The organism is Streptomonospora halophila (genome assembly GCF_039542725.1).
GTDB classification, from domain to species: domain Bacteria; phylum Actinomycetota; class Actinomycetes; order Streptosporangiales; family Streptosporangiaceae; genus Streptomonospora; species Streptomonospora halophila.
This window is the reverse complement of the sequence record NZ_BAABIK010000020.1, coordinates 60,852-85,969: the sequence shown is the minus strand read 5'-3', so window position 1 is coordinate 85,969 and position 25,118 is coordinate 60,852. Positions and strand designations below refer to the sequence as shown.

The window sequence follows — 25,118 nt, the reverse complement described above, 5'->3', positions numbered from 1 at the left end:
CCGCGGCGGCCGCCCTCCCCTCGCTGCGGGTCGTGCTCAGCCCTTGCGGGAGCTGTCGCGCAGGATGCGGGCGAGCTCGCCGAGGCGGCGCAGGCCGTCCTCGCCGAGGGGGCCGAGGACGTGCTCGCGCAGCAGCACGACGTGCTGGGCGCGTGCCTTGTCGGCGAACTCGCGGCCGGCGGGGGTGAGCTCGGCGTAGACGACGCGCCGGTCATCGGGGCACGAGGTGCGCGCCAGGTAGCCCTGACGCTCCAGGCGGTCGGCCAGCTTGGTGAACCCGCCGCTGCTGAGGCTGACCTCGCGGGCCAGCGCACTCATCGGCAGCCGGTTGCCCGGTGAGCGCTGCAGCCGGATCAGGACCTCGAACCAGGGGCCGGACATGTCGCCGCCGCTGGGGTCGACGCCGCGGAGCAGCAGCGGCGAGGTCTCGCTCTGCGCCTCGACCAGCAGCCCCCACGCCGTGATGACCTCGTCGTCGCTCATGGCGCCGCCGGTGGGAGAGTCCGCGTCCCCGCTCACGTGTCCGGCCCCCGCTTTCATCGACCTCCTAGCGACCCTGCGGTACCAACATTATCCAAGAGAAGTATCTTGCTCGTCAGACGAATGCACCGAGCCCCTGCGCGGCGCCGGGACCGCACAGCGGCGGGGGCGCCGCGGCGGATGCGGCGCCCTGCCCGGCCGGGTGGGTCACTGGTGCCGCTCTGCCACGGCGTCCAGTGCGGAGCGGAGCGTGGAGACGAGGTGGTCGATCTGCTCCCAGGTGGTGACCAGCGGCGGCGAGATCAGCAGCGAGTGCGGAATGGCCCGCAGGATCACGCCGCGGGCCCGCGCCTCGGCGAAGACCGCGGCCGTGGTGATTCCGCGCTCGCCCAGCGCCTCCTCGGTGAGCTGCACCGCGGCCATGACCCCGGTGCCCGAGCGCACCTCGGCCACAAGCGGGTGGTCGGCCAGCGTGCGCACCGCGCCGTCGAGCTGGGTCTCGAGCTCCATGGCGACGGTGAACAGGTCCTCGCGCTCCAGGATGTCCAGGTTGGCCGAGGCGGCCGCGCTGCAGGCCGGGTGGCCGGCGTAGGTGGTGCCGTGGTGGAACGGGTTGCCCGAGCGGTTCCAGAACGGCTCGGCGACCTCGCCGCTGGTGATCACGCCGCCCAGGGGCTGGTACCCGCTGGTGACGCCCTTGGCGAAGACGATCATGTCGGGGCGCACACCGTAGCGCTCGATCCCGAACCAGTCGCCCATGCGCGCGAAGGCGCAGATGACGCTGTCGACGATGAAGAGCACGCCGTGGCGGCGGCAGACCTCGGAGACCCCGGTGAAGTACGCGGCGTCGACGGCGTAGACCCCGCCCGCGCCGATGACGGGCTCGGCGAAGAACGCGGCGACGTTCTCCGGGCCCACCCGCAGGATCTCCTCCTCCAGCGCGCGCACGGAGTCGTGGGGCACCACCGAGGCGTCCTCGACCATGGGACCGAAGCCGGTGCGGAAGCGGTCCATGCCGATGATCCCGGTGCCGATGCCGTGCAGGCCGTGGTAGCCGCCGGTCCGGCTGATCAGGTGCCGCTTGGCCGAACGGTCCTGGGTGGCCCAGTAGCGGCGGGCCAGCTTGGCGGCGGTCTCGATGGACTCGCCGCCGCCGCAGGTCAAAATCACCCGCGGGTCGATCACGGGGGCGTGGGAGGCCAGGCGCTCACTCAGCTCCAGCGCGGGCCGGTTGGCGAAGTCGCCGTAGACGGTGAACGCGTCGAGGGTGGTGAGCTGCCGGTGGACGGCGTCGGCGATCTCGCGGCGACCGTGACCGACGTTGCTGTACCACAGGCTCGCGGTGCCGTCGAGGAACCGGTCGCCGTTGTCGTCCCAGAGCCAGGCCCCTTCAGCCCGCTCGACGACGAACTTGGGCCCCTGGGAGACCTTGTTCATATCGCTGAAGGTGTGCCAGAAGCGGCTGGGCTCCAGCCGCTCCATCGGTGTGCGCGCATACGAAACCACTGTTTCGGTCATAGAGCGACCTCCGAGCCGAGCTGTGCGTGCAGACACGCAACGCCGATTGAAACAGCTGTTCCGCGAGTGCCCGGGACCCCGGATCGCGGCAGGTGACTGCAGGTTAAGTTCTGGGAGCGGCCCGGTTCAAGAGACGAAACAAAGAATAATCCCCGCATTAACCGACAGCATTCATCCTACCTTTGACCTCACGGCATTGAATACCCTTTGACCTGCGATGACGGGGGGAAAATTCTTCTGAGAAAACGTCTTCGGCCCCGCCCCTCCGATGTTTGACAGGGGGCGGGGCCGACACGCAGAGCCAGCGGCGCCGGGCCGCGGCCGATCAGCCGCGCAGCACCGCTCCGGTGCGCTCGGCGGCCGCGGCCACCGCCGCGTCGCGCGCACCGGCGATCTCCTCGGCCGCGAGCGTGCGGTCGGGGGCGCGGAAGCGCAGCGAGTAGGCCAGCGAGCGGCGGCCCTCGCCCACCTGCTCGCCGGTGTAGACGTCGAACAGCCGCACGTCCTCCAGCAGGTCGCCGGCGCCCGCGCGCAGCGCGCCCTCGACGTCGGCCGCCGGGACGCCCTCCTCCACCACGAGTGCGACGTCCTGCAGTGCCACCGGATAGCCCGAGACGTGCGGGGCGGTCGCCGGTCCCCCGGCCTCCTCGACGGCGTCGAGGTCGATCTCGGCGGCGGCGGTGCGCTCCGGCAGCCCGTAGGCCGCCACGGTACGGGGGTGCAGCTCGCCGGCATGGCCGACGAGGCGCTCCTCGCCGCCGATGCGCACGTAAAGCGCCGCACAGCGGCCGGGGTGCCAGGGCGCGAACTGCGCCGCCCGCACGACCAGCTCCGCGTTGGCCGAGCGGGCCACCTCGCGTGCCGTCTCGATCGCATCGGCCCAGGTCGCCGGGCTGCCCGGGCCCTGCCAGCCACCGGGCTCGCGGTCGCCCGCCAGGACCGCGCCCACGCGGCGCGGCTGGTCGGGCAGGGCGCCGGCCAGCGACTCCCGCTCCTCGGGCGTGGGGCCGCGGTCGACACGCAGCATGGGCGCGCTGTCGGGCGCGCCGGGCCGCGGGATGTAGACCAGCGCGGTCTCGAAGAGGGCGACGTCGTTGAAACCGCGGCCCACGTTGCGCACCAGGGTCTTCAGCAGCCCCGGCAGCAGCGTCGTGCGCAGCAGCGGCTCGTCCTCGCTGAGCGGGTTGGACAGCCGCAGCGCGTTGCGGCGCGGATCGTCGGCGCCGACCTGCAGGCCATCGAGGTCGCGCTCGCCCATGAACGGGTAGGTGAGTACCTCGGTGAAGCCCGTGGCGGCCAGCCGCCGGCACACGGAGCGGCGCAGCCGCTGGCCCGCGGTCAGTCCCCGCCCCGCCGGAGCGCGCGGCGGGATGGACGGGATGTTGTCGTATCCCTCGATGCGGACGACCTCTTCGGCGAGGTCGTTGGGGTCGGTCAGATCGGGCCGCCAGGTCGGCGGGGTGACGCGCAGGCCGCCCGCGTCCTCCTCGACGGTGCAGCCGACCCGCTCCAGCGCCGCCCGCACGCGCCCGGTCCCGTAGGACACCCCGGCGACGCGGTCGGGGAGGTCGGCCGCGACCGCGATGGGCCGCGGACCGGCGGCGGACTCGTCGGCGATGTGGGTGTAGCCCCGGTCGATCTCCCCTCCGCCCAGTTCGGCCAGCAGCCGGACCGCGCGGGCGGCGGCCGCGGGCTGCAGCGCGGAGTCGACGCCGCGCTCGAAGCGCCGCGAGGACTCCGAGGAGAGCTGGTGGCGGCGCGAGGCGCGGGCGATGTGGGTCTCGGCGAAGTGCGCGGCCTCGACCAGCACGTCGGTGGAGGACAGGCCGATCTCGGTGGCCGCCCCGCCCATGACGCCGGCCAGGTTGATCGGCCCGGAGTCGTCGGTGATGAGGATGTCGTCGGAGTCCAGCGCGCGCGTCACGTGGTCGAGGGTCTCCAGCTTCTCGCCCGAGCGGGCGAGGCGGACCTCGACGGGGCCGCTCAGCGCGGAGCGGTCCCAGGCGTGCAGCGGCTGGCCCAGCTCCAGCATCACGTAGTTGGTGATGTCCACGGCCAGCGAGATCGACCGCACGCCCGCCAGCGCCAGGCGGCGCTTCATCCACGCCGGTGTGGGCGCCTCGGGGTCGAAGCCGGTGACCCCGTGCAGCACGTAGCGCGAGCAGATCGCCGGGTCGGCCACGGCGGCCGGGTACCCGCCGCCGGGGGTCCCGGCCGGCGCGGCGTCGGCCGGGTCGCGAAAGGCCGCGCCGTAGGCGGTGGCGGCCTCGCGGGCCACGCCGCGCATCGACAGGGCGTAGCCGCGGTCGGGCGTTACCGCGATGTCGAGCACGTCCTCGCGCAGGCCCAGCAGGCCGTAGGCGTCCTCGCCGGGCTCGGCGCTGCCGGCGGGCAGCACGACGATGCCGGTGTGGTCCTCCCACAGCTCCAGCTCCGCGGCCGAGCAGATCATGCCCTCGGAGACCCGGCCGTAGGTCTTGCGCGAGCTGATGGCGAACCCGCCGGGCAGCTCGGCGCCGGGCAGGGCGACCACGACCAGGTCGCCCTCGCCGAAGTTGCGCGCGCCGCAGACGATGTTCTGCGGCTCGCCGGTGCCGTTGGCCCCGCCGACGTCGACCCGGCAGTGCCGGATGGGCTTCTTGAACCCGGTGAGCTCCTCGATCGACAGCACGCGTCCGACCGCGATGGGCCCGCTGATGTCGGCGCCGACGCTGTCGACGGTCTCGACCTCCAGCCCCAGGCCCACGAGCGCGGCCGCGAGGTCCCGGGCGGTGACGCCCTCGGGCAGGTCGGTGTAGTCCCTGAGCCAGGAAACGGGGACGCGCATCAGATCTCCATCCCGAACGCCGAGGTGAACCGGACGTCGCCCTCGACCATGTCTCGCATGTCCTCCACTCCGCGGGCGAACATCAGGGTCCGCTCCACGCCCAGGCCGAAGGCCCAGCCGCTGTAGCGGTCGGTGTCCACACCCGCCGCCGTCAGCACGCGCGGGTTGACCACGCCGCAGCCGCCGACTTCGATCCAGCCCTCGGAGGAGCAGGTGCGGCAGGGGTTGGCGGGGTCGCCCACCGACGCCCCCCGGCACACGAAGCACTCCATGTCGACCTCGGCGGAGGGCTCGGTGAAGGGGAAGTAGGAGGGCCGGAACCGGGTGCCCAGGCCGCTGCCGAACATGTTCTCCACGAAGGCGTCGATGGCCCCGCGCAGGTGGCCCATCGTGATGCCCTCGTCCACGACCAGGCCCTCCAGCTGGTGGAAGACGGGTGTGTGGGTGGCGTCCAGCTCGTCGGTGCGGAACGTCTTGCCGGGGGCGACCACATAGACCGGAGGCTCCCGCTCCAGCAGCGCGCGCACCTGCACCGGCGAGGTGTGGGTGCGCAGCACCAGGCCGGACTCGCCGCCGGCGGGCGACTCCACGAAGAAGGTGTCCTGCATCGTGCGGGCCGGGTGGTCGGGCAGGAAGTTGAGCGCGTCGAAGTTGAACCACTCCGCCTCGACCTCGGGGCCCTCGACCATCTCGAAGCCCATGCCGACGAAGATGTCGGCCATGCGCTCGGCGACGGTGGCCACCGGGTGGCGCCCGCCCTGCGGCAGCCGGCCGGTGGGCAGGGTGACGTCGACCGCCTCCTCGACGAGGACGCGGGCGTCGCGCTCCTCCTCCAGCTCCGCCTGGCGCTTCTTCAGCGCCTCGCCGACGTCGCGCCGGGCGCCGCCGACCCGCTTGCCGGCCTCGGCGCGGCCCGAAGGCGGCAGCGCGCCGATCTCGCGGTTGGCCAGGGCCAGCGGGGAGCGGTCGCCGACGTGGGCCAGGCGCGCCTGCTTGAGCTCCTCAAGCGTGGCGGCCGCCGCGACGGCTTCCAGCGCCTCGTCGCGCATCCGGGCGACCTCGTCGGGATGCAGGGGGGTCACTTCGACCGGATCGTACTGGTTATTGGGTGCAGACATGGATGTTCGCCTCGCCGCCCGCGCCCGCGTGGGCGGGGCGGCCGTCACGGCCCAGCGCTTCGCATGGGCTCAAGCCGACAGGGACCTGGGTGGAAGACCGCCCGCCGCGGCCGCTCCGGGTGCGCCTAAGCGAACTCGGGGGTGCCGGCGGGCACGGTAAATCGGAACTCGGCACCGCCGCTGGGCGCGCGGCCGACCGTGATCTCGCCGCCGTGGGCCTCGATGAGGCCCTTGACTATGAACAGCCCCAGACCGGTGCCGCCGCGGCGCCGCGTGCGCCAGAACCGCCGGAAGACACGCGGAACGGCGTCGGGTGCGATCCCCTTGCCTTCGTCGCGCACCGACACAACGGCTCCATCCTCGTACGGCTCGATCACAATGGTGACAGTACCAGCGCCGTGCCGTACCCCGTTTTCCAGCAGGTTGGCCATGATCTGGCCGATCTTGTCGGCGTCGAGCCAGAGCTCGGGAAGCGGCGCGCGGACCTCCAGGCGGTAGCGGTCGGCCGGCTCGCCGGCGGTCACCCGGCCGGCGATCAGTGTGCGAGCGAGCTCGGGGAGGTCGACGACCTGCTTGCGGATCTCCACCCGCCCGGACTCGATGCGCGAGACGCTCAGCAGCTCGGTGATCAGCCGGGTGACGCGGTCGGCGTCGGCGTTGACCGTCTCCAGCATGAACATCTTCTGCTTGTCGGTGAGCCGGTCCCACTTGCCCAGCAGCGTGGCGGTGAAACCCTTCACGCTGGTCAGCGGCGAGCGCAGCTCGTGGGCGACAGTGGAGACCAGGTCGGCGCGGCTGCGTTCGCCGCGGGCGCGGTGCGAGGCGTCGCGCAGCGTGACGACCAGCCGCGTGAGGTCGCCGCCGGGGGTGCCGCGCACGTAGCGCGCGGCCACCAGGATCTCGCGCCCGTCGACCAGGAACAGCGGGCGCTCGGGTTGGCGGGTGCGGGTGCGCAGGCCGCCGAAGGGGTCGCTGCACTTCCACCAGTCGCGGCCGTCGGCGTCGTGCAGGGGGAGGACGTCGCGGAAGTCGCGGCCGAGGGCGTCCTGGCGCGCGATGCGGGAGAGGCGCTGGGCCATGCGGTTGAACGTGACCACGCGGCCCTCGCCGTCGGCGACGACGAGGCCGTCGGGAAGGTCCTCGGCCGAGAGCCCGGACACCGCGCACGGCGCGTCCGAGCCGCCGAGCTCCCCTGGTTGGTCGCCGCCCACGACCGCCTCCCCACGCCCTGATGTGACTGCCCGCCGGGGATCATTACCCGCAGTCTCCGCCCGCTACGCTCCGGGGCCTTGTGACCCGTGGCCCACGACGGCCGAGCGGTTCCGCCGCGCTGTGCCGGCGACCCGTAGATGAGAGCTTGAGCGTATCGGCAACAAGGGGGATGCGGGCAACCCGCCGAACGCGGGAAAACCTGGGCATACGCCGGAAACACCGGCGCGGGGACGTCTCACCAGGGGCCTTGGGCCCGAAACACCGGACTACCCGCGTCGCGGGTTGCTACGCCTCTGCCGCATAACGCTGTGCGGTGGCCGGAGCTGCGGGGTTGGCGCGCTGCTGGCGCGCAGTGGTGTACAGGCACACCGCCGCGGCGGTAGCCAGATTCAGGCTTTCTGCAGCGCCGTAAATGGGTACCGCGACCGCGCCGTCGGTGAGACCGACGGTCTCCTCGGGCAGGCCCCAGGCCTCGTTGCCGAACACCCAGCACACCGGGCCGTCGAGTTCGCCGGCGTCGGCGGCCTCGTGCAGGTCGCGCCGACCGCCGCCGTCAGCCGCGAACACGCGGGAGCCGGCGCCGCGCAGGCGGCCCAGCACGTCGGCGGCCGACACGTCCACGACGACGGGCAGGTGGAACAGGCTGCCGGCCGACGCGCGCACGCACTTGCCGTTGTAGGGGTCGACCGAGGCGTCGGTGAACACGACCGCGTCGGCGCCGGCGGCGTCGGCGGTGCGCACCACGGTCCCGGCGTTGCCGGGGTCGCGCACGTGCGAGAGCACGACGACCAGCCGGGCCGGGCCGATCCCGCTCAGCGGGACGTCGACGAAGTCGCACACCGCCAACAGACCCTGGGGGGTCACCGTCTGCGCCAGCTCGGTCATCACCTCGAGGGTGACCCGGTGGACGGCGGCACCGCGCGCGTCGGCGGCCTCGATCAGCTCGGGGTGGCGCTGCGCGGCCTCGGCGGTGGCGAACAGCTCGTGCACCCGCCCCGGCGCGGCCAGCGCCTCGCGTACCGCCTGCGGGCCTTCGGCCAGGAACCGCCGCTCACGGCGACGGAACGCGCGCTTGGCGAGCCGACGAGCCCCCTTGATGCGGGGAGACCTGGCGCTTGTGAACTCGTGGCTCGCCATCGCGTCGTGCTGTGGGCCCGGTCAGGCCGCGGTCTTCTGCTGCACGTCGCCGGGCAGCGCGCTCTTCGCGGTCTCGACGAGGGAGACGAAGGCCGCTTCGTCGTTCACGGCCATCTCGGCGAGCATGCGGCGGTCGACCTCGATGCCGGCGAGCTTGAGACCCTGCATGAACCGGTTGTAGGTGAGGCCGTTGGCGCGGGCGCCGGCGTTGATGCGCTGGATCCACAGCTTGCGGAACTGCCCCTTGCGGTCCTTGCGGTCGCGGTAGGAGTAGGTCATCGAGTGGAGCATCTGCTCCTTGGCCTTGCGGTACAGGCGCGAACGCTGCCCGCGGTAGCCGCTGGCCCGCTCGAGAACGACCCGGCGCTTCTTCTTGGCGTTGAGAGCCCGCTTCACGCGTGCCACAGTGACTCCCTAATGGGTTGGCGTCGGTATCCGCCGCGCGGCCCCGGTCGGCGCGGGCGCGCGGTGCCCCCGCCGGACGGATCCGGCCGGGCGGATCGGACGGAATGGAACTCAGCCGCTAGCCGAGCAGCTTCTTGATCTTCTTCGTGTCGGCGGGGGCGAGCTCGATCTCGCCGCTGATGCGGCGGGTGCGCTTGCTCGGCTTGTGCTCGAGCAGGTGGTTCTTGTTGGCACGGCGGCGCATGATCTTGCCCGAGCCGGTCACCCGGAAGCGCTTGGCGGCTCCGCTGTGGGATTTGTTCTTCGGCATAGTCGCCGTCGTCTCCTACTCAGTTCTCGGTACCCACCCGTGCCGCCGGTCCTTTGGCGGCACGGGTGCGCACGGCGTTCCGCACACCGCGGTGCGCCCCCGCCTCTCCCCCGCGGGTTCGGCGGCGGCACACCGCGCTGCATCAACGTACCGGGGCGCTGTGCGCCCGGCCTGGTCCGCCGGGGCTCAGGTCCCCTGGCCGGCCTGCTCCTCCTGGCGCTGCTCGCGCCGCGGCTTGGCGGCGCCGGCGCGCGCTTCGGCCTTGTGCTCGGAGCGGCGCTTGTGCGGTCCGAGCACCATGACCATGTTGCGGCCGTCCTGCTTGGGCTGCGACTCGACCGCCCCGAGATCCGCGACGTCGTCGGCCAGCCGCGCAAGGAGCCGGCGCCCCAGCTCCGGCCGCGACTGCTCGCGGCCGCGGAACATGATCGTCACCTTGACCTTGTCCCCGCCCTTGAGGAACCGCTCGACGTGACCCTTCTTGGTCTCGTAGTCGTGCGGGTCGATCTTCGGACGGAGCTTGATCTCCTTGATGATCGTGTTCGACTGGTTCTTGCGCGACTCGCGCGCCTTGACCGCGGACTCGTACTTGTACTTGCCGTAGTCCATCAGCTTCGCGACCGGCGGGCGGGCCGTGGGCGCTACCTCGACGAGGTCGAGCTGGGCTTCTTCGGCGAGGCGCAACGCGTCCTGGACCGGCACGATGCCGACCTGTTCGCCGTTCGGACCGACGAGTCGGACCTCGGCCACCCTGATGCGGTCATTGATGCGGGGCTCAGCGCTGATGGGACCCCTCCCTAGCATTGTCGTGAATCTTGTGGGGGGTCACCCGGCCCTGAACGGAACCGAAAAGCGAGAACCCCGCCGGCGGTGTGCAAGCGGGGTGATCCACCGAAGCGCGTCCGCCGACGAGCGGTTCGACCGTCGCCGCGACGCGCCGCCGCCGAAACCGGCGGCGCCGAACGGCGCACCCAGTGCGCCGCCGACCGGGACCCGGACGGGTGTGCCCCGACGGGTGGGAGGATCCGCCTCCGCTTACGTGTGTCCGGTGCGATGGGCACCGGATCAGGTCAGGCCACAATCATACCAGCAGTTCCGCTGCGCTCGGTCACGAGCGCCGGGTGACACCTGCAGTCTGCACTCGACTGCTGCGTTCAACATCCGCGGCGTGTGCGGCTATTCCCGCCCGTCACCCGCCACCACCCCGAGAAGCGACGCCGCGCGCCACATGCCCACCCGTCACCCGCCACCACCCCGAGAAGCGACGCCGCGCGCCATCGGCATGGTGCAGGCGCCCGCCCGGCGCCTCAGCCGTTGCGGCGGTCCAGCTCGGCCAGACCCGCGGTGCGCATCGCCTCGACCGGGGCCGACTCGGCGCCGGTCATCAGCTCCACCTGGCGCGCCGCCTGGTGCAGCAGCATCGCGAAGCCGCCGACGACGGTGCGCCCGGCCTCCTGCGCGGCCGCGGCCAGCGCCGTGGGCCACGGACTGTAGACGACGTCGAACACGGCCGCGCCGCACCCGGCGACCGCCCCGGCGTAGGCGTCGCCGGCCCCGCTGGGCAGCGTGGAGACGACTACGTCCACACCGAGGAAGCCGTCGATCCGGGCCAGCGGCGCGACCGCCGGCCGCACGCCTATGCGCTCGGCCGCCTCGACCGTGCCCGCGGCCCGCGCGGGCTCGCGTGCGAGCAGGGCGATCCCGCCGTCGGCGTCCGCGCCGAGGTCGCGCAGCGCGGCCACCGCCGAGGCGGCGGTCGCGCCGCCGCCCAGCACCGCGGCCGAGGACACCCGCTCCACTCCCGCTTCACGCAGCGCCGCGGCGATCCCGTGGACGTCGGTGTTGTAGGCGCTGCGCCGCCCGCCGCCCAGGACGAGGGTGTTGGCGCCGCCGACCTCGCGGGCGACCCGCTCGGCTTCGTCGGCGAGCCGCAGCGCCTCGCGCTTGAGCGGCATCGTCAGGCTGAGCCCGGCCCAGCTGTCGTCGCATCCCTTGAGGAAGCCGGCCAGCTCCGCCTCCGCGCACTCGCGGCTCTCGTAGGACCACTCCCCGGCCAGGCCCAGCGCGCTGTAGGCGGCCGTGTGCAGCACCGGCGACAGGGAGTGGCCCACCGGCGAGCCCAGTACCGCCGCCCGCATCACGCGTCACCCCGGTTCTGCTGGAACTCCTGCTTGAGCTGCAGGAACTCGTCGTAGGTCTCGGCGAACTCGGTCACGCCGTTCTCCGGATCGGTGGCAACGAAGTAGCGCCAGTCGCCCTCGGCCGGGTTCAGTGCGGCCTTGATGGCGTCCTCGCCGGGGCTGACGATGGGGCCCTTCGGCAGGCCCTTGCGGCCGTAGGTGGCGTACTCGCTGCCACTGCTCTCGCACTCCGCGACCTGCGCGCTGGTGAGCGCAATCCCGTACTCGTCCAGGACGTAGAAGCAGGTGCTGTCCATGCCCAGCTCCATGCCCTGCTGCAGCCGGTTGTAGACGACGCGCGCGACCTTGGGCATGTCCTCGGCCGAGCCCGACTCCGCCTGGACGATGGCCGCCACCGACATGGCCTCGTTGGGCGTCAGGTTGAGCGCCTCCGCCCTCTTCTCCAGCTCCACCTCGCCCGCCACCGTGTGGAAGCGGTCGACCATGCGCTTGAGCAGCGCGGAGGCGTCGCTGTCTGCGGGCATGTGGTAGGTGTCCGGGAACAGGTAGCCCTCGGCCCCCTGCTCGGCGTAGTCGGGCAGGCCCAGCTTGTCCCCGTCCGCGAAGGCCGAGCGCAACTCCTTCATCGGGATGTCGGTCTTCTTGGAGATCAGGGTGAGGATCTCCTCCGAGCGCAGGCCCTCCTTGAAGGTGATGTGGGCCCGGATGCGGGTGGAGGGGTCCGTCAGCATGGCCACCGCGGCCTCGCCGCTCATCCGCTCGCGGAGGCGGTAGGTGCCGGGCGCGACACTGCCCTCGGCGGCGTTCAGCGCGTTGAGGAACGCCTGGGAGCTGGCCACAACGCCCTGGTCGGCCAGGTTCTGGGCGATGGCGCTGCCCGAGGAGCCCTCGGCGACCTCGATCCGGACGGAGCCGCTGCCCTTGCCCTCGTAGTCGGGCGGGAACACGTACGCGCGTCCGACGTAGCCGCCCGCGCCCAGCACGGCGACCAGGACGACGCAGAGCAGGATCACCGGACCTTTCCGGGAACGGCGCTTGCGCTGCTTGCCCGGGCGCCGCGTGCGGCCGCGCCCCCCGTCGGCCCGGGCTCCGCGCCTCGGGCGGCGTCCGGGGTCGCCGTCCTCGCCGTCGGAGGGTTCGGGCGGCTCGTCCGCGGGGGCGCCCCTGCGCCGCCTGCGGCCGCCGGGCTCCTCCGGCGGAGCCTCCCGCGCCCGGCGGCGCCGGGGCCCGCGGGGTGCGGCCTCCTCGGCCCCGTCGTCGTGCGCCGGACCGGAGGGCGCCCCGAAGGGCTCGCCGCCGGCCGGGGTGTCGTTCGGGCGGTCGGCGGCCTCGCGCCGGGAGCGGCCGCGGCGGGGCGCGGGCGCCTCCTCTTCGGCGGGGTCCGCCGGCGCGGCCGCGCCGGCGTCGGCCCTCCGGCGCCTGCGGCCGCCGCGCGGTTCCTCGCCGGAGGGGTCGCCGGGACCCTCGCCCGGCTCGTCCACCGCGGGGAAGGCGCCCGACTCCGGAGAGCGCCGGCGGCGGCCCGGTCGGCCGTCATCGGCCTCCGCGGGGCCCTGCTCGGGCACGGCCGGGAACGCCCCGGTGTCGCCCGTGCGCCGGCGGCGTCCGCCGCGCCCCTCGTCGCGGGCGGCGTCGTCGCGCGGTCGCTTGCGGCGCACCGGCACGGCGTCGAAGTCCAGTGTCCGCGGCGGCGCGGGCCGGAAGTCGTCGTCGGAGTCGCCGGGCTCGGGCCGGCTCCATGCCAGGTGCTCCTCGGCCTCGTCCGCGGAGCGGGAGCGGCGGCGGTGCGGGGCGCCGTCGTCGGGCGGCACGGAGGAGTGCGGCCCGGTGGCCGGTCCCGCCTCGGCCGGGTCGCGGTGCCGGCGGCCGCGGGGTTGGGCGGCCTGCACGTCCTCCCAGCGGGGCGGGCGCCGGTCGGTGCCGTAGTCGGGACCGCCGGGCGCCTCGGGCCCGCGCGGCCAGGGGTCGGTCAGCGGGTCGGCGACCCGCCCGGCCCGCGCCGGGGCCGAGCGCCTCGGATCGGTGCGCGGGTCGGCGTAGGGGTCGGGCCCCTGCGGTCCGCCGGCGGGGGGCCCGCCGCGGCCGTCGTCGAGGGGGTCGGGACCCGGTGCCCGGCGGCGGCCGCGCCGGCCCCGGTCGTGGTCGCCGTCGTCGTAGGGGGTGCGGTCGTTCATGCGCCGCCCCCCCACGGTTTCGCCGGGCGGGTGCCCGGTCTGGCGCTCGGCGTCCAGGGCGCTCTGCAGCAGCACGACCGCCGCGGCCTGGTCGACGACCGAGCGCCGCGCCTTGCCGCCGCGGGCGCCGCGCCGACCGTAGGAGGCGCCGGCGCGCAGCTGCTCCTGCGCGGTGACCGTGGTCATGCGCTCGTCCACCAGACGCACCGGCACGGGCGCGAGCCTGCGCGCCAGCGCTTCGGCGAACGAGCGCGCCCGCCGCGCGGAGGGCCCCGCCTCGCCGGAGAGCGAGGCGGGGTAGCCGACGACGACCTCTCGGGCCCCGTGTTCGAGTACGAGCTCGGCGATCCGGTCGAGGTCGCCGTCTCCGCGGCGGACGGTCTCGACGGGGGTCGCGAGCATGCCGCTGGGATCGCTGAGTGCGACCCCGATCCGGGTACTACCGGGATCCACCGCGATACGCACGCCGTGCCTCAAGAATCGGGCTCCCCCATGCGGGGACAGGGCAGTGCGCACGGGGGCGCGCTGGGGAGGGTCCTGCTCAACTCGGGGTGTCCTTTCTGCCCGTGGGGGCGGGTCAGGAGGTTTCGGCGACCCGATTCTCGACGGCGCGCAGGGCGTCGTCGACGGCGGAGGGGTCGCTTCCGCCTCCCTGCGCCAGGTCGGGCTTGCCGCCGCCTCCGCCGCCGAGGGCGCGGGCGGCCGGGCCGACCAGGTCGCCGGCCTTGATGCCGCTCTCCTGGCCGCGCTTGTTCACCGCGACCACGACGACCGGGCGGTCCTCGGGGACGGCGGCGAGGGCGACGACGGCCGGGCGGTCCTCGCCGAGGCGCTGGCGCACGTCGGAGGCCAGCCGGCGGAGGTCGTCGGCGGTGGTGCCGTCGGGTGCGCGGTGGGCGACCAGCAGCGTGTCGCCGTGCGGGCGGGCGCTCTCGGCCAGTTCGCCCGCCTGCTGGAGCACCTGGGCGGCGCGCAGGCGCTCGATCTCCCTCTCGGCGCCGCGCAGCCGGGTGACGATGGAGTCGATGCGCTCGGGCAGCTCCTCGCGCGGGGTCTTGAGCTGCTCGGAGAGCTGTCCGACCAGCAGCGACTCCCTGGAGAGGCGGCGGAACGCGTCGATGCCGACGGCGGCCTCGACGCGGCGCACGCCCGAGCCGACCGAGGACTCCCCCAGCAGCTTGACGACGCCCAGCTGGCCGGTGGCGGCGACGTGGGTGCCGCCGCACAGCTCGCGGGAGTAGTCGCTCATCTCGACCACGCGGACGCGGTCGCCGTACTTCTCGCCGAACATCGCCAGCGCGCCCATGGACAGCGCCTCGTCCAGCGAGGTCGTGAAGTCGCGCACCTGGATATCGCCGGCCAGGACCGTGTTGACCTCGTCCTCGACCTCGCTGAGCTCCGCTGTGCCCAGCGGCTTGCTCGCGGTGAAGTCGAAGCGCAGCCGGCCCGGCTGGTTCTCCGAGCCGGCCTGCCCCGCAGAGGGGCCCAGGGCGTTGCGCAGCGCGGAGTGGATCAGGTGCGTGGCCGAGTGCGACCGGGAGACCGAGCCGCGGCGGCCCGTGTCGATCGCGGCCTCGACCCGGTCGTCCAGCGCGACGGTGCCCTCGCGCACGGTGCCGCGGTGCACGAACAGGCCGGGGACGGGCTTTTGCACGTCCTCGACGTCGACGGTCCCGCGGCCGGGCGCGGAGACGGTGCCCTTGTCGGCGAGCTGGCCGCCGCTCTCGGCGTAGAAGGGGGTGCGGTCCAGTACGAGCTCGACCGCGTCGCCGGCCGAGGCGGCGCCCACGGACTCGCCGTCCACGATCAGGCCCAGCACGCGGGACTCGGCCTCGTGGTCGGTGTAGCCGAGGAAGTCGGTCGCGCCGGCGTTCTCCAGCAGCCGCCCGTAGACGCTGACGTCGGCGTTGCCGAGCTTCTTCGCCTTGGCGTCGCGCTTGGCGGTCTCGCGCTGCTCGGCCATGAGCGTTCGGAAGGTCTCCTCGTCGACGCCCAGGCCCTGCTCAGCGGCCATCTCCAGGGTGAGGTCGATGGGGAAGCCGTAGGTGTCGTGCAGCTGGAACGCGTCGGCGCCGGAGATCTCCGTGGAGCCGCCGCCGCGCGTGCGCTCGGCGGCGCGGGCGAACAGCGCCGTGCCCGACCGCAGCGTGTCCGAGAAGTTCTTCTCCTCGGTCTCGATGACCTCGTGGATGCGCTCGGCGTTCGCGCGCAGCTCCGGGTAGATGCCCTCCATGGCGGCGATGCAGGTCTCGGTCAGGCCGTGCAGGTAGGAGGCGTCGGTGCCGGAGAGCAGGCGCAGGTTGCGGATCGACCGGCGCAGGATGCGGCGCAGGACGTAGCCGGCCTTCTCGTTGCCGGGCCGGACGCCGTCGGAGACGAGCATGGTGGCGCTGCGGACGTGGTCGGCGACGACGCGCAGCATGACGTCGGAGCGCTCGTCGGCGCCGTAGGCCACGCCGGTGCGCTCCGAGGCGTCGCGCAGGATGCGGCCGAGGGTGTCGGTCTCGTAGATGTTGTCGACGCCCTGCAGCACGGTGGCCAGGCGCTCCAGGCCCATGCCGGTGTCGATGTTCTTGCGGGGCAGGTCGCCGAGGATCGGGAAGTCCTTCTTGGCGCCGCCCTCGCCGCGCTCGTACTGCATGAAGACGAGGTTCCAGACCTCGACGTAGCGGTCCTCGTCGGCGGCCGGGCCGCCTTCGGCGCCGTATTCGGGGCCGCGGTCGTAGAAGATCTCCGAGCACGGTCCGCAGGGGCCGGGAACGCCCATGGACCAGTAGTTCTCCTCGACGCCGAAGCGCTGGATGCGCTCGGGGGCCACGCCGACCTTCTCGCGCCAGATCGTCTCGGCCTCGTCGTCGTCGAGGTAGACGGTGACCCAGAGCCGGCCGGGGTCGATGCCGAAGCCGCCGTCGGCGACGGGCTTGGTCATCAGCTCCCAGGCCAGCGGGATGGCCTTCTCCTTGAAGTAGTCGCCGAAGGAGAAGTTGCCGAGCATCTGGAAGAAGGTCGCGTGCCGCGAGGTCTTGCCGACCTCTTCGATGTCGATGGTGCGGATGCACTTCTGCACGCTGGCCGCGCGGTCGTAGGGCGCCGTGCGCTGGCCGAGGAAGTACGGCTTGAACGGCACCATTCCTGCCGCGACGAACAGCAGTGTGGGGTCGTCGGCGACCAGGCTGGCCGACGGCACCGCGGTGTGTCCGTTCTCCTCGAAGAAAGAGAGGAAGCGGCGGGCGATCTCTGCCGTCTCCATCAGGTGCCGTCCTTCATGTCGGGGGCGTCGATTGCGCCGCTGGGTCGGGTGGATCGGCCCGGAGGGGCGCCGGGCAGCGCAGGACGTCCGCGTTCGCTGTCGTAGCGGCTCTGCAGCTCGGCCTCGCGCTGCCGCACGGCGTCGTGGACGTCCTCGTTGAACTCGCGGAGGGCGGCGCGGTAGTCGGCGACCTGGTCCTCGACGCGGCCGGCGATTCCCGCCGGGCTCCACGCACGGGCCGTGCGGTTGAGCTTGTGCACAACATACCCGCCGAGCGCGGCACCTGCGACAAGATAAAGCAGGCGGCGGATCATCGGCGCTCCCTCCTGCGTCGGCCGCGCACCAGCGCCAGGGCCCGGCGCTGGCCGAGCACCCGCCGCACCCCGTAGGAGAACGACGCCGCCTTCACCAGCGGGCCGGCGACCACCGAACGGGTCAGCGCGGTCACGGTCGAGACGTCCTCGGTGGCGGTGGCCACGTTGGCGGTGATCTCCTCGACCCGGTCGAGGGACGCCCCCGTGCGTTCGACGGTGCCGGCGACGTCGTCGAGCATGGGCCGGGCGCGCTCGCCGAGCTCCGCGACGACCTTGGTGGTCTCCGACAGCAGACGGGTGAGCTTGACGAGGGCCACGCACATGAACGCGACCAGCACCGTCCAGACCACCGCCGCGATGAGCGCTGCTACGTCTCCTGCGGTCAGCATGCGGGACTCCGTGGGAAATCGGGGTGGCGGAATCTCCATCGGCGGCATTGGGGGTCTGCCCGCTCCGCCGCGGCGGCGGAGGCCGCATCGGCGCCTCCGGTTGGCACCGGGCCGACGGAATGCGGAGATCCGAATACGCCGACCCTACCGCGTTCGGGGCCGGTGTGCCCGCGTGCGGCCGGTGTGTGGCGTCCGACGCGCGCGTGCGCGTCGGACGTCCCGGCGTCGACGAAATTCCGCAGATGTCGCAGAATCAGGGCATCGATTCCCGCCACGCCCGCCCGACGGCGCGAGATGGCCTGACCCCCCGTGCAGACAGGATGCCCATGAGCCGCCCTTCCGAGCGCGAGATCACCGTTCTGGTACCGCCGCATCTCGACCCTCTCGCACCCGGAGACCCGGATTCGGTCGGACCCTATGTGCTCATCGGCCGCCTCGGCGCCGGCGGCACCGGAACGGTCTTCGCCGCGATCGACGCCAACGAGGCGAGCGGCGACCTGATGGCCGTGAAGGTGCTGCACCCCTGGTCGGCCGAGGAGCCGGACGACCGCGCGCGCCTGCGGGCGCGCCTCGCGGCGCTGGCGGACGTGGACGGGCGCACCTACGTCCCGCCGGTCGCGTTCGACGTCCAGGCCCGGCAGCCGTGGCTGGTCATGCCCTATGTCGCGGGCCTGCCGCTGGACGGCTTCGTGGACGACCACGGGCCGCTGGGCCGGGGCCGGCTCATCGCGCTGGCAGCGGCTGTCGGCGAGGTCCTCTCGGCGCTGCACAGCAAGCAGGTCGCCCACGGCGACCTCACGCCCGACAACGTGCTGCTGAGCGGGCGCGGCCCGCGCGTGCTGGACTGCGCCCTGCCGGGCGAGGGCGAGCTGCTGCGCCGCAACGCCGCCCCGTGGACCGCTCCCGAGCGGCTGGAGGGCGGCGAGCCCTCCTCGCCCGCCGACATCTTCTCCTGGGCGGCGATCGCCGTGTTCGCGGCGACGGGCAGGCCCCCGGTCGCGGAGGAGGGCGCCCCCGCGTCGGCGAGCCCGTGGCTGGAGGGCGTACCGGCGGAGATGCGCCCGATCGTGCGCCGCGCGCTCTCCGAGGACCCCCGCGACCGGCCCACGGTGCGCGAGGTGCTGGGGTCGACCATCGCCGCGTGGGAGGCCATCAGCGGCTCCGACGCGGCACCGGTGCAGGGCACGGCGGTCACCCAGGTCCTCTTGCGGGAGTGGCGGGGCGTCGTGGAGCCGGACCGGCTGCCGCGGCTGGTGCGGCTGGGCACCGGCCGCGGCCGCACCGCCGGGCGCGGCCTGCTGATCGCCGGCGGCTCGGTGGTGGCGCTGGCGCTGATCGGCGGCGGAGGGCTCGCGGCCTACGCCGCGGCGAACGGGCTCCTGCCCGGACCGGCCGCGCCCACGGCGTCTCCCTCTCCTTCGCCCTCGGCCTCCGCCGGCGGCCCGGAGGGCCCGACGATCGTGCGGTTCGATCCGGCCGAGCAGGAGAACCCGGCCGACGGGCCGTGGGTGTATACGCAAGTGGAGCGCCGCCCTTCGGCGCCGGCCACGCCCGCGGCCACGCTGGCGCCGGACGCCTGGAGCGAGCAGTGGCAGCCGGTGGGCGAGGACGCCGAGCGGAAGGCGCTCATCACCGAGGAGACCGAGGTGCTCTGCGCCCGGTTCTGCGTTCCCGGGCCGGGCTACGTCGAGGACGACCGCGGTACGTTCCCGATGGAGGGCCAGGACTTCATCGACTACCTCGCCTGGGGTCAGCCGGTGATCGCGGAGGTGGAGTTCGCCGAACCCGAGGACGAGGGCGGCGACGGCCCGCGCGAGCTCACCCGCATCGTCGAGGTCTATCCCACACCGCCGGACTGACCGCGGCGGCCGGTCTCAGCGCTCGCCGGGCTCGCCGGGCTCGCCGCGCAGGACGCCCCTGATGCGCTTTAGGACCTCGCCGAACCGGCGCTCGGCGCCGTGAGTGGTGGGGGTGTAGTACTCGCGGCCCACCAGCGCGTCGGGTGCGTACTGCTGGGCCGCCACCCCTCCGGGATGGTCGTGGGCGGACGTGTAGCCGACGCCGTGGCCGAGCTCGCGGGCGCCCTTGTAGTGGGCGTCGCGCAGATGCGCGGGCACGGGGCCGGCGCGCCCTTGGCGCACGTCGGCCATCGCGGTGTCGATCGCGCTGATCACGGCGTTGGACTTGGGCGCCAGGGCGATGTGCACCACCGCCTGGGCGAGGTTGATCCGCGCCTCGGGCAGCCCGATGAGCTCGACCGCCTGGGCGGCGGCGACCGCGGCCTGCAGCGCCGTGGGGTCGGCCATGCCCACGTCCTCGCTGGCGTGCACCACGATGCGGCGGGCGATGAAGCGGGGGTCCTCGCCCGCCTCGATCATCCGGGCCAGGTAGTGCAGGGCGGCGTCGGGGTCGCTGCCGCGCATGCTCTTGATGAAGGCGCTGATGACGTCGTAGTGCTGGTCGCCGGTGCGGTCGTAGCGCACGGCGTGGCGGTCGACGGCGCGCTCGATGTCGGCGGAGCCGATCTCGGTGCGGCCGCCGGCGACCAGCGCGGCGGCCTCCAGGTAGGTCAGCGAGCGGCGCGCGTCACCGCCGGCGAGGCGCACGAGGTGGTCGGCGGCGTCGCCGGCCAGCGTGTAGCGGCCGCCCAGCCCGCGCTCGTCCCGCAGCGCGGCGTCGACGACGCCGCGCACCTCGTCGTCGGTCAGCGACTCCAGGCTCAGCAGCAGCGAACGCGAGAGCAGCGGACTGATCACGGAGAAGAACGGGTTCTCGGTGGTGGCGCCGATGAAGCTGACCCAGCGGTTCTCCACGGCGGGCAGCAGGGCGTCCTGCTGGGTCTTGCTGAAGCGGTGGACCTCGTCGACGAACAGCAGCGTGCGGGTGCCGCGCATGCCCATCTGGCGGCGGGCGTCGTCGATGACGGCGCGCACGTCCTTGACCCCGGCGCTGACGGCCGAGAGCTCCACGAACCGCCGCTGAGTGACCCGGCTGACCACGGTGGCCAGGGTGGTCTTGCCGGTTCCGGGCGGGCCCCACAAGAAGAGCGACATCGGCGCGTCGTCCTCGACCAGGCGGCGCAGCGGGCTGCCCTCGCCCAGCAGGTGGGCCTGGCCGGCGACCTCGTCCAGGGTGCGCGGGCGCATGCGCACGGCGAGCGGTTCCTGGCCGCGCTGGGCTTCGGCGCCGGCGTCGTCGAACAGTGTTTCGGACACGCCTCCCAGCCTAAGCGAGCGCCCCGGGCGGCCGCACGGCGCGCGAACGGGGCGACGTGCTCAGCCGCCGCCGTTCATCCGCACGATGAGCAGGGCGATGTCGTCGCCGCGCCCGGCCGGGGTGAGGCCGATGAGGGAGGCCGCGGCGCCTTCGACGTCCTCGGCGCGGCCGCGCAGGTTCTCGCCGACGATGCGCAGCCCCTCGTCCATGGGCATCCCCGAGCTCTCCACGAGCCCGTCGGAGCACATCAGCAGCGTGTCGCCGGCCCGCAGCCGGCGGGTGGTCACCGGGTACTTGCTGTCGGAGTCGACGCCCACCGGCGGGCCGGTCTCGGGCTCCCACAGGTCGTAGGAGTCGGCGGTGGCGATGACGGCGGGCGGCTGGCCGGCCCAGGCGGCCTGCATCTCGCCGTTGTCGAGGTCGAGCACGAGGTAGCCGCAGGTGGCGAAGACGATCTCGCCGGTCTCGGAGAGCAGTCGGTTGGTCTCGGCGACCACGGCGCCCGGATCGACCTGATTGCTGGCGTAGGCGCGGAAGGCGACGCGGATCTGGCCCATGGCGGCCGCGGCCTCGACACCGTGGCCCTGGACGTCGCCCACGACCAGGCCGACGCGGCGCCCGGGCAGGCGGATGACGTCGTAGAAGTCGCCGCACACCCGCCACCCGGCGCGGGCGGGCAGGTAGCGCACGGCGATGCTGAGCTCGTCGAACCGGGCGATCTGGGGCGGCAGCATGCGGCGCTGGATGGCGTCGGCGAGCTGGAGCTCCTCCTGCTGGCGGCGCACGCGCTGCAGGGCCTGGCCGGCCAGGCCGGCCAGGGTGAGCATCAGGGCGCGCTCGTCGGGGGTGGCGTGGTGGGGCTCGCCCCAGGAGACCTGCCACACGCCCAGTGCCACACGGCGGTCCCCGAAGATGGGGATGGTCGCCCACGACTGGGCGCTGGTGCGGTGCAGGAACTCGGCGACTCCGGGGAAGCGCTCCAGGATCTCGCCGCGGCTCTCGAAGAACCGGGGCTGGCGGTCGGAGACGACGGCGCCGACGGGGTGGGCGATGTCGGAGGCGTCGTGCTCCTCGGCCAGGCCCATGGGGCCCGCGTCCTCCTCCGGCGGGGCGGGCGACGGGCGCAGGCTGCCCTCCTCGACGAGCATGACCGCGGCGCCCGCTCCGCCGAAGATCGGCGCGAACTCGTCGGTGAGCAGGCCGGTGACCTCTTCGACGGTGGTCGCCGAGACCAGCTTTGCGGCGAGGTCGGTGACCTGGCGCCCCTGGGCGGCCTCGATGCGGCGGCGGTCGGCCAGGCGGCGGATGAGCTGGACGTGCTCGGTGACGTCGTCGATGGTGCCGACGAGGCGGGGGTGGTCGCCATGGATGTAGCGGGCGCGGGCGTGCAGTGAGCGCTCGTCGCCGACGTGGTCGAACATGCGGAAGCGCTGCTCGTAGTCGCGTCCCTGGTGAGAGGCCTCGATGGCGTCGCGGACGCGGGCGATGTCGTCGCGGTGGACGCGGGCCAGAAGCTCGTCCAGCCCGCGGGCGTCGCCCGCGAGCAGCCGGCCCAGCGGCGAGGGGCCGAACAGTTCCTGCAGGCGGCCGCTGCGCAGGTCGAGCGTCCACAGGGCGGTGTCGGCGTTCTCGGTGCGCAGTTCGCTGATGACGCGGAGGGTCTCCTCCTCGCGCAGCGGTTCACGGAAGACGACGACGACGCCGTCGGGCTTGCCCTCGGGCCCGGTCCCGGGCAGGGCGCGGGCCTCGGCGACGATGCGGTGGGACACTCCGCCGTAGTCGGCCGAGACGAGGGCGCGCTGGTGGACCGGTGCGCCGCCGAGTGCGGCCCGGTGCAGCTTCCACGCCGACTCGGGGTCGGCCCGGTCGCACACCTCGGGCCAGGGGCGGCCGAGGACCTCGTCCTGCGTCCGCCCGGTGAACTCGGTGAACGCGTGGTTCGCGAGCGTGACGCCGCCCGCGCGATCGGCCACGACCATGGCGGCCGGGGCCGTGCCGAAAGCGGCGCCGGCCCGGTGGAGCTGTTCACCCCCGGGTATCGCCGAAGCACCGGCGAAGCCGTCGGTAGAGCCGGTTGCACCGTTCACGAATAGATCATCCCTGTATCGTCACAGACGTCCTTTTCGCGCAATTGCGCGCTCCTCCCGGGGACATCCGATTCGGCTCAGTCTAGCCAGATCACCGCCTGTCCGTGCAGGTGAAGGATGGCTTGTCCGAGGCGTGCCCCGCAGCCCCTTTACTCCCTGCGAAACCGCACACCATTCGGCACACAGGAATACAAAAAACAACCCGAGCACCAGGAATACCAACGAATCACACGGTTCCACCCCGTGACATTCGGGGAATCGTTACGCGCGCGTGACCATCGCCGCATATCTGCGCAAAGGCCGCGTACAGCCTAAACCACTGATCGCGCCGCGCATCGCGTCACGGGAGCGCGAGGAAAGACCGGCCTAAAATTCGGTCATGTGTGAACCAACTACACGAACGGGACCCGCCCTCGGGAACGCGATCATCGTCCGCAACTGGACCTGCCGCCTCTGCACCTACAGCAACCCCGACAGCGAGGACATCTGCTGCCAGCGCTGCGGCGCCGCGAAGAAGTAGCCCGCCGCCGCGCACCATAGCGCACCCCGCACACCCCCGGGTAGCCCTGCGCGCCCCGCTCAAACGAACTCTCCCGCCGCAGGGCCCCACCCGGCACCAAGACGCAGGAACGACGGAGCCGGATGCGCACGGCGGAACCGTACCCGGCCCCGAGGCGAAGCGCCCGGGGACACGGGGGTTCCCCGGGCGGCTGTTCGCAGTCGGGCGCCGGTCAGGCCCCGTCGTCCTCGGGGACGAAGTCGACGCCCGCCTCTTCCCGCTGGTCGGGCGTGATCCGGGTTGGCGCCCCGGTGAGCGGGTCGCCGCCGGAGGCGGTCTTGGGGAAGGCGATGACCTCGCGGATCGACTCCGCGCTGGTCAGGTGCGCGATAATCCGGTCCCAGCCGAAGGCGATGCCGCCGTGCGGCGGCGGGCCGAACTGGAAGGCGTCCAGCAGGAATCCGAACTTCGACTCGGCCGATTCCTTACTGATACCCAGCGCCTCGAACACGCGCTGCTGCATCTCGCCGCGGTGGATACGGATCGACCCGCCGCCGATCTCGCTGCCGTTGCAGACCATGTCGTAGGCGTAGGCCAGGGCGCCGGCCGGGTCCTGGTCGAAGGAGTCCGCCCACTCCGGCTTCGGCGCGGTGAAGGGGTGGTGCACCGGAGTCCAGCCGCCCTCGCCGTCCTCCTCGAACATGGGCGCGTCCACAACCCACAGGAACGACCACTGCGACGTGTCGACCAGGCCCAGCCGGTTGCCGATCTCCAACCGGGCCGCGCCCAGCAGCTCCTGGGACGGCCGCCGCGCGCCGGCGGCGAAGAACACGGCGTCGCCCGGACCCGCGCCCGCGGCCGCGGCCAGGCCGGCGCGCTCCTGCTCGGAGAGGTTCTTGGCGACCGGCCCGCCCAGCGTCCCGTCCTCCTGGATCAGCACGTAGGCCAGGCCCTTGGCGCCGCGGGCCTTGGCCCAGTCCTGCCAGCCGTCCAGCTCCTTGCGAGTCTGCGAGGCGCCGCCCGGCATCACCACCGCGCCGACGTAGGGCGCCTGGAACACGCGGAACGAGGTATCGGCGAAGAACGCGGTGAGCTCCGTCAGCTCCTGACCGAAGCGCAGGTCGGGCTTGTCGGAGCCGAAGCGCGCCATCGCCTCGAAGAAGGGCATGCGCGGAAGCGGGGTCGGGACGTCGTAGCCCAGCACCTCGCGCCACAGGCGCACGACGAGGTCCTCGGCGACGCCGATGACGTCGTCCTGGTCGACAAAGCTCATCTCCAGGTCGATCTGGGTGAACTCCGGCTGGCGGTCGGCCCGGAAATCCTCGTCGCGAAAGCACCGGGCGATCTGGTAATAGCGCTCCATACCGCCGACCATCAGCAGCTGCTTGAACAGCTGCGGCGACTGCGGCAGCGCGTACCAGTGACCGGGCTGCAGGCGCACCGGCACGAGGAAGTCGCGCGCGCCCTCGGGGGTCGAACGGGTCAGGTAGGGGGTCTCGACGTTCACGAACCCGTGGTCGCGCATAACGTCGTGCACGACGTAGCCCGCGTGCGAGCGCACCCGCAGCGCCGAGGCCGTCTCCGGCCGCCGCATGTCCAGGTAGCGGTAGCGCAGGCGCGCCTCCTCGGAGACATCCTGGGAGCCGTCGAGCGGGAAGGGCAGCGGGGCGGACTCGCTGAGGACCTCGATCTCGTCGGCGACGACCTCGACCGCGCCGGTGGCGATGTCGGGGTTCTCGTTGCCGTCGGGGCGCACCCGGACCCGGCCGGTGACCTTGATGCAGTACTCGGCGCGCAGGTCGTGGGCGAGGTCGTCCTCGCGGACGACCACCTGGACGACGCCCGAGGCTTCGCGGAGGTCGAGGAAGACGACGCCGCCGTGGTCGCGCCGGCGGGCGACCCACCCGGCAAGGACGACGGTCGCGTCTGCATGCTCGGCGCGTAGGGCGCCGGCGTCATGCGTGCGGATCAACGGAGTTCTCCTTCAGGTCTCTCAGGTACCTACTCATCTTGCCTGACCTGCGTGCCGTCCGTTCCCGTG

19 protein-coding genes and 1 pseudogene are annotated in these 25,118 nt (G+C 73.3%); 2 read left to right on the top strand and 18 right to left on the bottom strand.

What is annotated here, in order from left to right:
* Positions 1-36: 36 nt before the first annotated feature.
* From ABEA15_RS17470 to ABEA15_RS17400, 15 genes and pseudogenes are all read right to left on the bottom strand, one after another.
* Positions 37-483: a MarR family winged helix-turn-helix transcriptional regulator gene (locus tag ABEA15_RS17470; protein WP_344145235.1), complete on the bottom strand. Its 447-nt coding sequence runs from the start codon at positions 481-483 to the stop codon at positions 37-39.
* A 204-nt stretch (positions 484-687) separates the two neighbouring features.
* Positions 688-1,917: an aminotransferase family protein gene (locus ABEA15_RS17465; protein WP_345557617.1), complete on the bottom strand. Its 1,230-nt coding sequence runs from the start codon at positions 1,915-1,917 to the stop codon at positions 688-690.
* A gap of 406 nt (positions 1,918-2,323) precedes the next feature.
* A complete protein-coding gene (gene pheT / locus ABEA15_RS17460; protein ID WP_345557581.1) occupies positions 2,324-4,825 on the bottom strand; it encodes a phenylalanine--tRNA ligase subunit beta in 2,502 nt (833 codons plus the stop codon).
* Positions 4,825-5,943, bottom strand: coding sequence for a phenylalanine--tRNA ligase subunit alpha (pheS, locus tag ABEA15_RS17455; protein ID WP_344145239.1), 1,119 nt, complete (start codon positions 5,941-5,943; stop codon positions 4,825-4,827). The genes pheT and pheS overlap by 1 nt, the downstream gene beginning before the upstream one ends.
* A 125-nt stretch (positions 5,944-6,068) precedes the next feature.
* Positions 6,069-7,154 (bottom strand): sensor histidine kinase, encoded by a 1,086-nt coding sequence (locus tag ABEA15_RS17450; protein WP_345557578.1) that lies wholly within the window; start codon positions 7,152-7,154, stop codon positions 6,069-6,071.
* 286 nt (positions 7,155-7,440) lie between these two features.
* Positions 7,441-8,292 carry a TrmH family RNA methyltransferase gene (locus ABEA15_RS17445; RefSeq protein ID WP_345557576.1) on the bottom strand — a complete coding sequence of 284 codons (852 nt, stop codon included), beginning with the start codon at positions 8,290-8,292 and terminating at the stop codon, positions 7,441-7,443.
* 21 nt (positions 8,293-8,313) lie between these two features.
* Positions 8,314-8,697, bottom strand: a complete 384-nt coding sequence (gene rplT, locus ABEA15_RS17440) for a 50S ribosomal protein L20 (protein ID WP_344145245.1) — start codon at positions 8,695-8,697, stop codon at positions 8,314-8,316.
* A 118-nt stretch (positions 8,698-8,815) separates the two neighbouring features.
* Entirely contained in the window at positions 8,816-9,007 is a 192-nt protein-coding gene (gene rpmI / locus ABEA15_RS17435; protein ID WP_344145247.1) for a 50S ribosomal protein L35, read from the bottom strand.
* 186 nt (positions 9,008-9,193) lie between these two features.
* Positions 9,194-9,811, bottom strand: coding sequence for a translation initiation factor IF-3 (gene infC, locus ABEA15_RS17430; RefSeq protein ID WP_344145249.1), 618 nt, complete (start codon positions 9,809-9,811; stop codon positions 9,194-9,196).
* Positions 9,812-10,314: 503 nt separating this feature from the next.
* Complete coding sequence (locus tag ABEA15_RS17425; RefSeq protein WP_345557574.1) at positions 10,315-11,145, bottom strand: shikimate dehydrogenase; 831 nt, start codon at positions 11,143-11,145, stop codon at positions 10,315-10,317.
* Positions 11,145-13,322: an endolytic transglycosylase MltG gene (mltG, locus tag ABEA15_RS17420; RefSeq protein WP_345557615.1), complete on the bottom strand. Its 2,178-nt coding sequence runs from the start codon at positions 13,320-13,322 to the stop codon at positions 11,145-11,147. Before mltG ends, ABEA15_RS17425 begins: the two co-directional genes overlap by 1 nt.
* Positions 13,323-13,334: 12 nt before the next feature.
* Positions 13,335-13,799 (bottom strand): annotated as a pseudogene (ruvX, locus tag ABEA15_RS17415) (Holliday junction resolvase RuvX); the annotation flags it as partial.
* Positions 13,800-13,899: 100 nt separating this feature from the next.
* Entirely contained in the window at positions 13,900-16,572 is a 2,673-nt protein-coding gene (alaS, locus tag ABEA15_RS17410; protein ID WP_345557572.1) for an alanine--tRNA ligase, read from the bottom strand.
* Positions 16,572-16,886 (bottom strand): hypothetical protein, encoded by a 315-nt coding sequence (locus ABEA15_RS17405; protein WP_344145259.1) that lies wholly within the window; start codon positions 16,884-16,886, stop codon positions 16,572-16,574. The genes alaS and ABEA15_RS17405 overlap by 1 nt, the downstream gene beginning before the upstream one ends.
* Positions 16,883-17,275 carry a DUF948 domain-containing protein gene (locus ABEA15_RS17400; protein ID WP_344145261.1) on the bottom strand — a complete coding sequence of 131 codons (393 nt, stop codon included), beginning with the start codon at positions 17,273-17,275 and terminating at the stop codon, positions 16,883-16,885. The genes ABEA15_RS17405 and ABEA15_RS17400 overlap by 4 nt, the downstream gene beginning before the upstream one ends.
* A gap of 326 nt (positions 17,276-17,601) precedes the next feature.
* Between ABEA15_RS17400 and ABEA15_RS17395 the strand changes: the two genes are divergently transcribed.
* Positions 17,602-19,134 (top strand): serine/threonine protein kinase, encoded by a 1,533-nt coding sequence (locus ABEA15_RS17395; RefSeq protein WP_345557569.1) that lies wholly within the window; start codon positions 17,602-17,604, stop codon positions 19,132-19,134.
* Between the two features lie 15 nt (positions 19,135-19,149).
* Here the strand turns inward: ABEA15_RS17395 and ABEA15_RS17390 are convergent, their stop codons facing one another.
* Positions 19,150-20,490, bottom strand: coding sequence for a replication-associated recombination protein A (locus ABEA15_RS17390; RefSeq protein ID WP_344145265.1), 1,341 nt, complete (start codon positions 20,488-20,490; stop codon positions 19,150-19,152).
* Positions 20,491-20,550: 60 nt separating this feature from the next.
* Entirely contained in the window at positions 20,551-22,578 is a 2,028-nt protein-coding gene (locus ABEA15_RS17385; RefSeq protein WP_345557567.1) for a SpoIIE family protein phosphatase, read from the bottom strand.
* A 379-nt stretch (positions 22,579-22,957) separates the two neighbouring features.
* Here ABEA15_RS17385 and ABEA15_RS17380 point away from each other — a divergent pair, with 379 nt between their 5' ends.
* The gene (locus ABEA15_RS17380) at positions 22,958-23,098 is read left to right on the top strand and encodes a hypothetical protein (protein WP_344145269.1); all 141 of its coding nucleotides are present in this window, start codon (positions 22,958-22,960) and stop codon (positions 23,096-23,098) included.
* Between the two features lie 211 nt (positions 23,099-23,309).
* On the opposite strand, the gene aspS is transcribed toward ABEA15_RS17380, so the two are convergent.
* On the bottom strand, positions 23,310-25,049 hold the full coding sequence (gene aspS / locus ABEA15_RS17375; RefSeq protein WP_345557565.1) for an aspartate--tRNA ligase: 1,740 nt from the start codon (positions 25,047-25,049) through the stop codon (positions 23,310-23,312).
* Between the last annotated feature and the right edge of the window lie 69 nt (positions 25,050-25,118).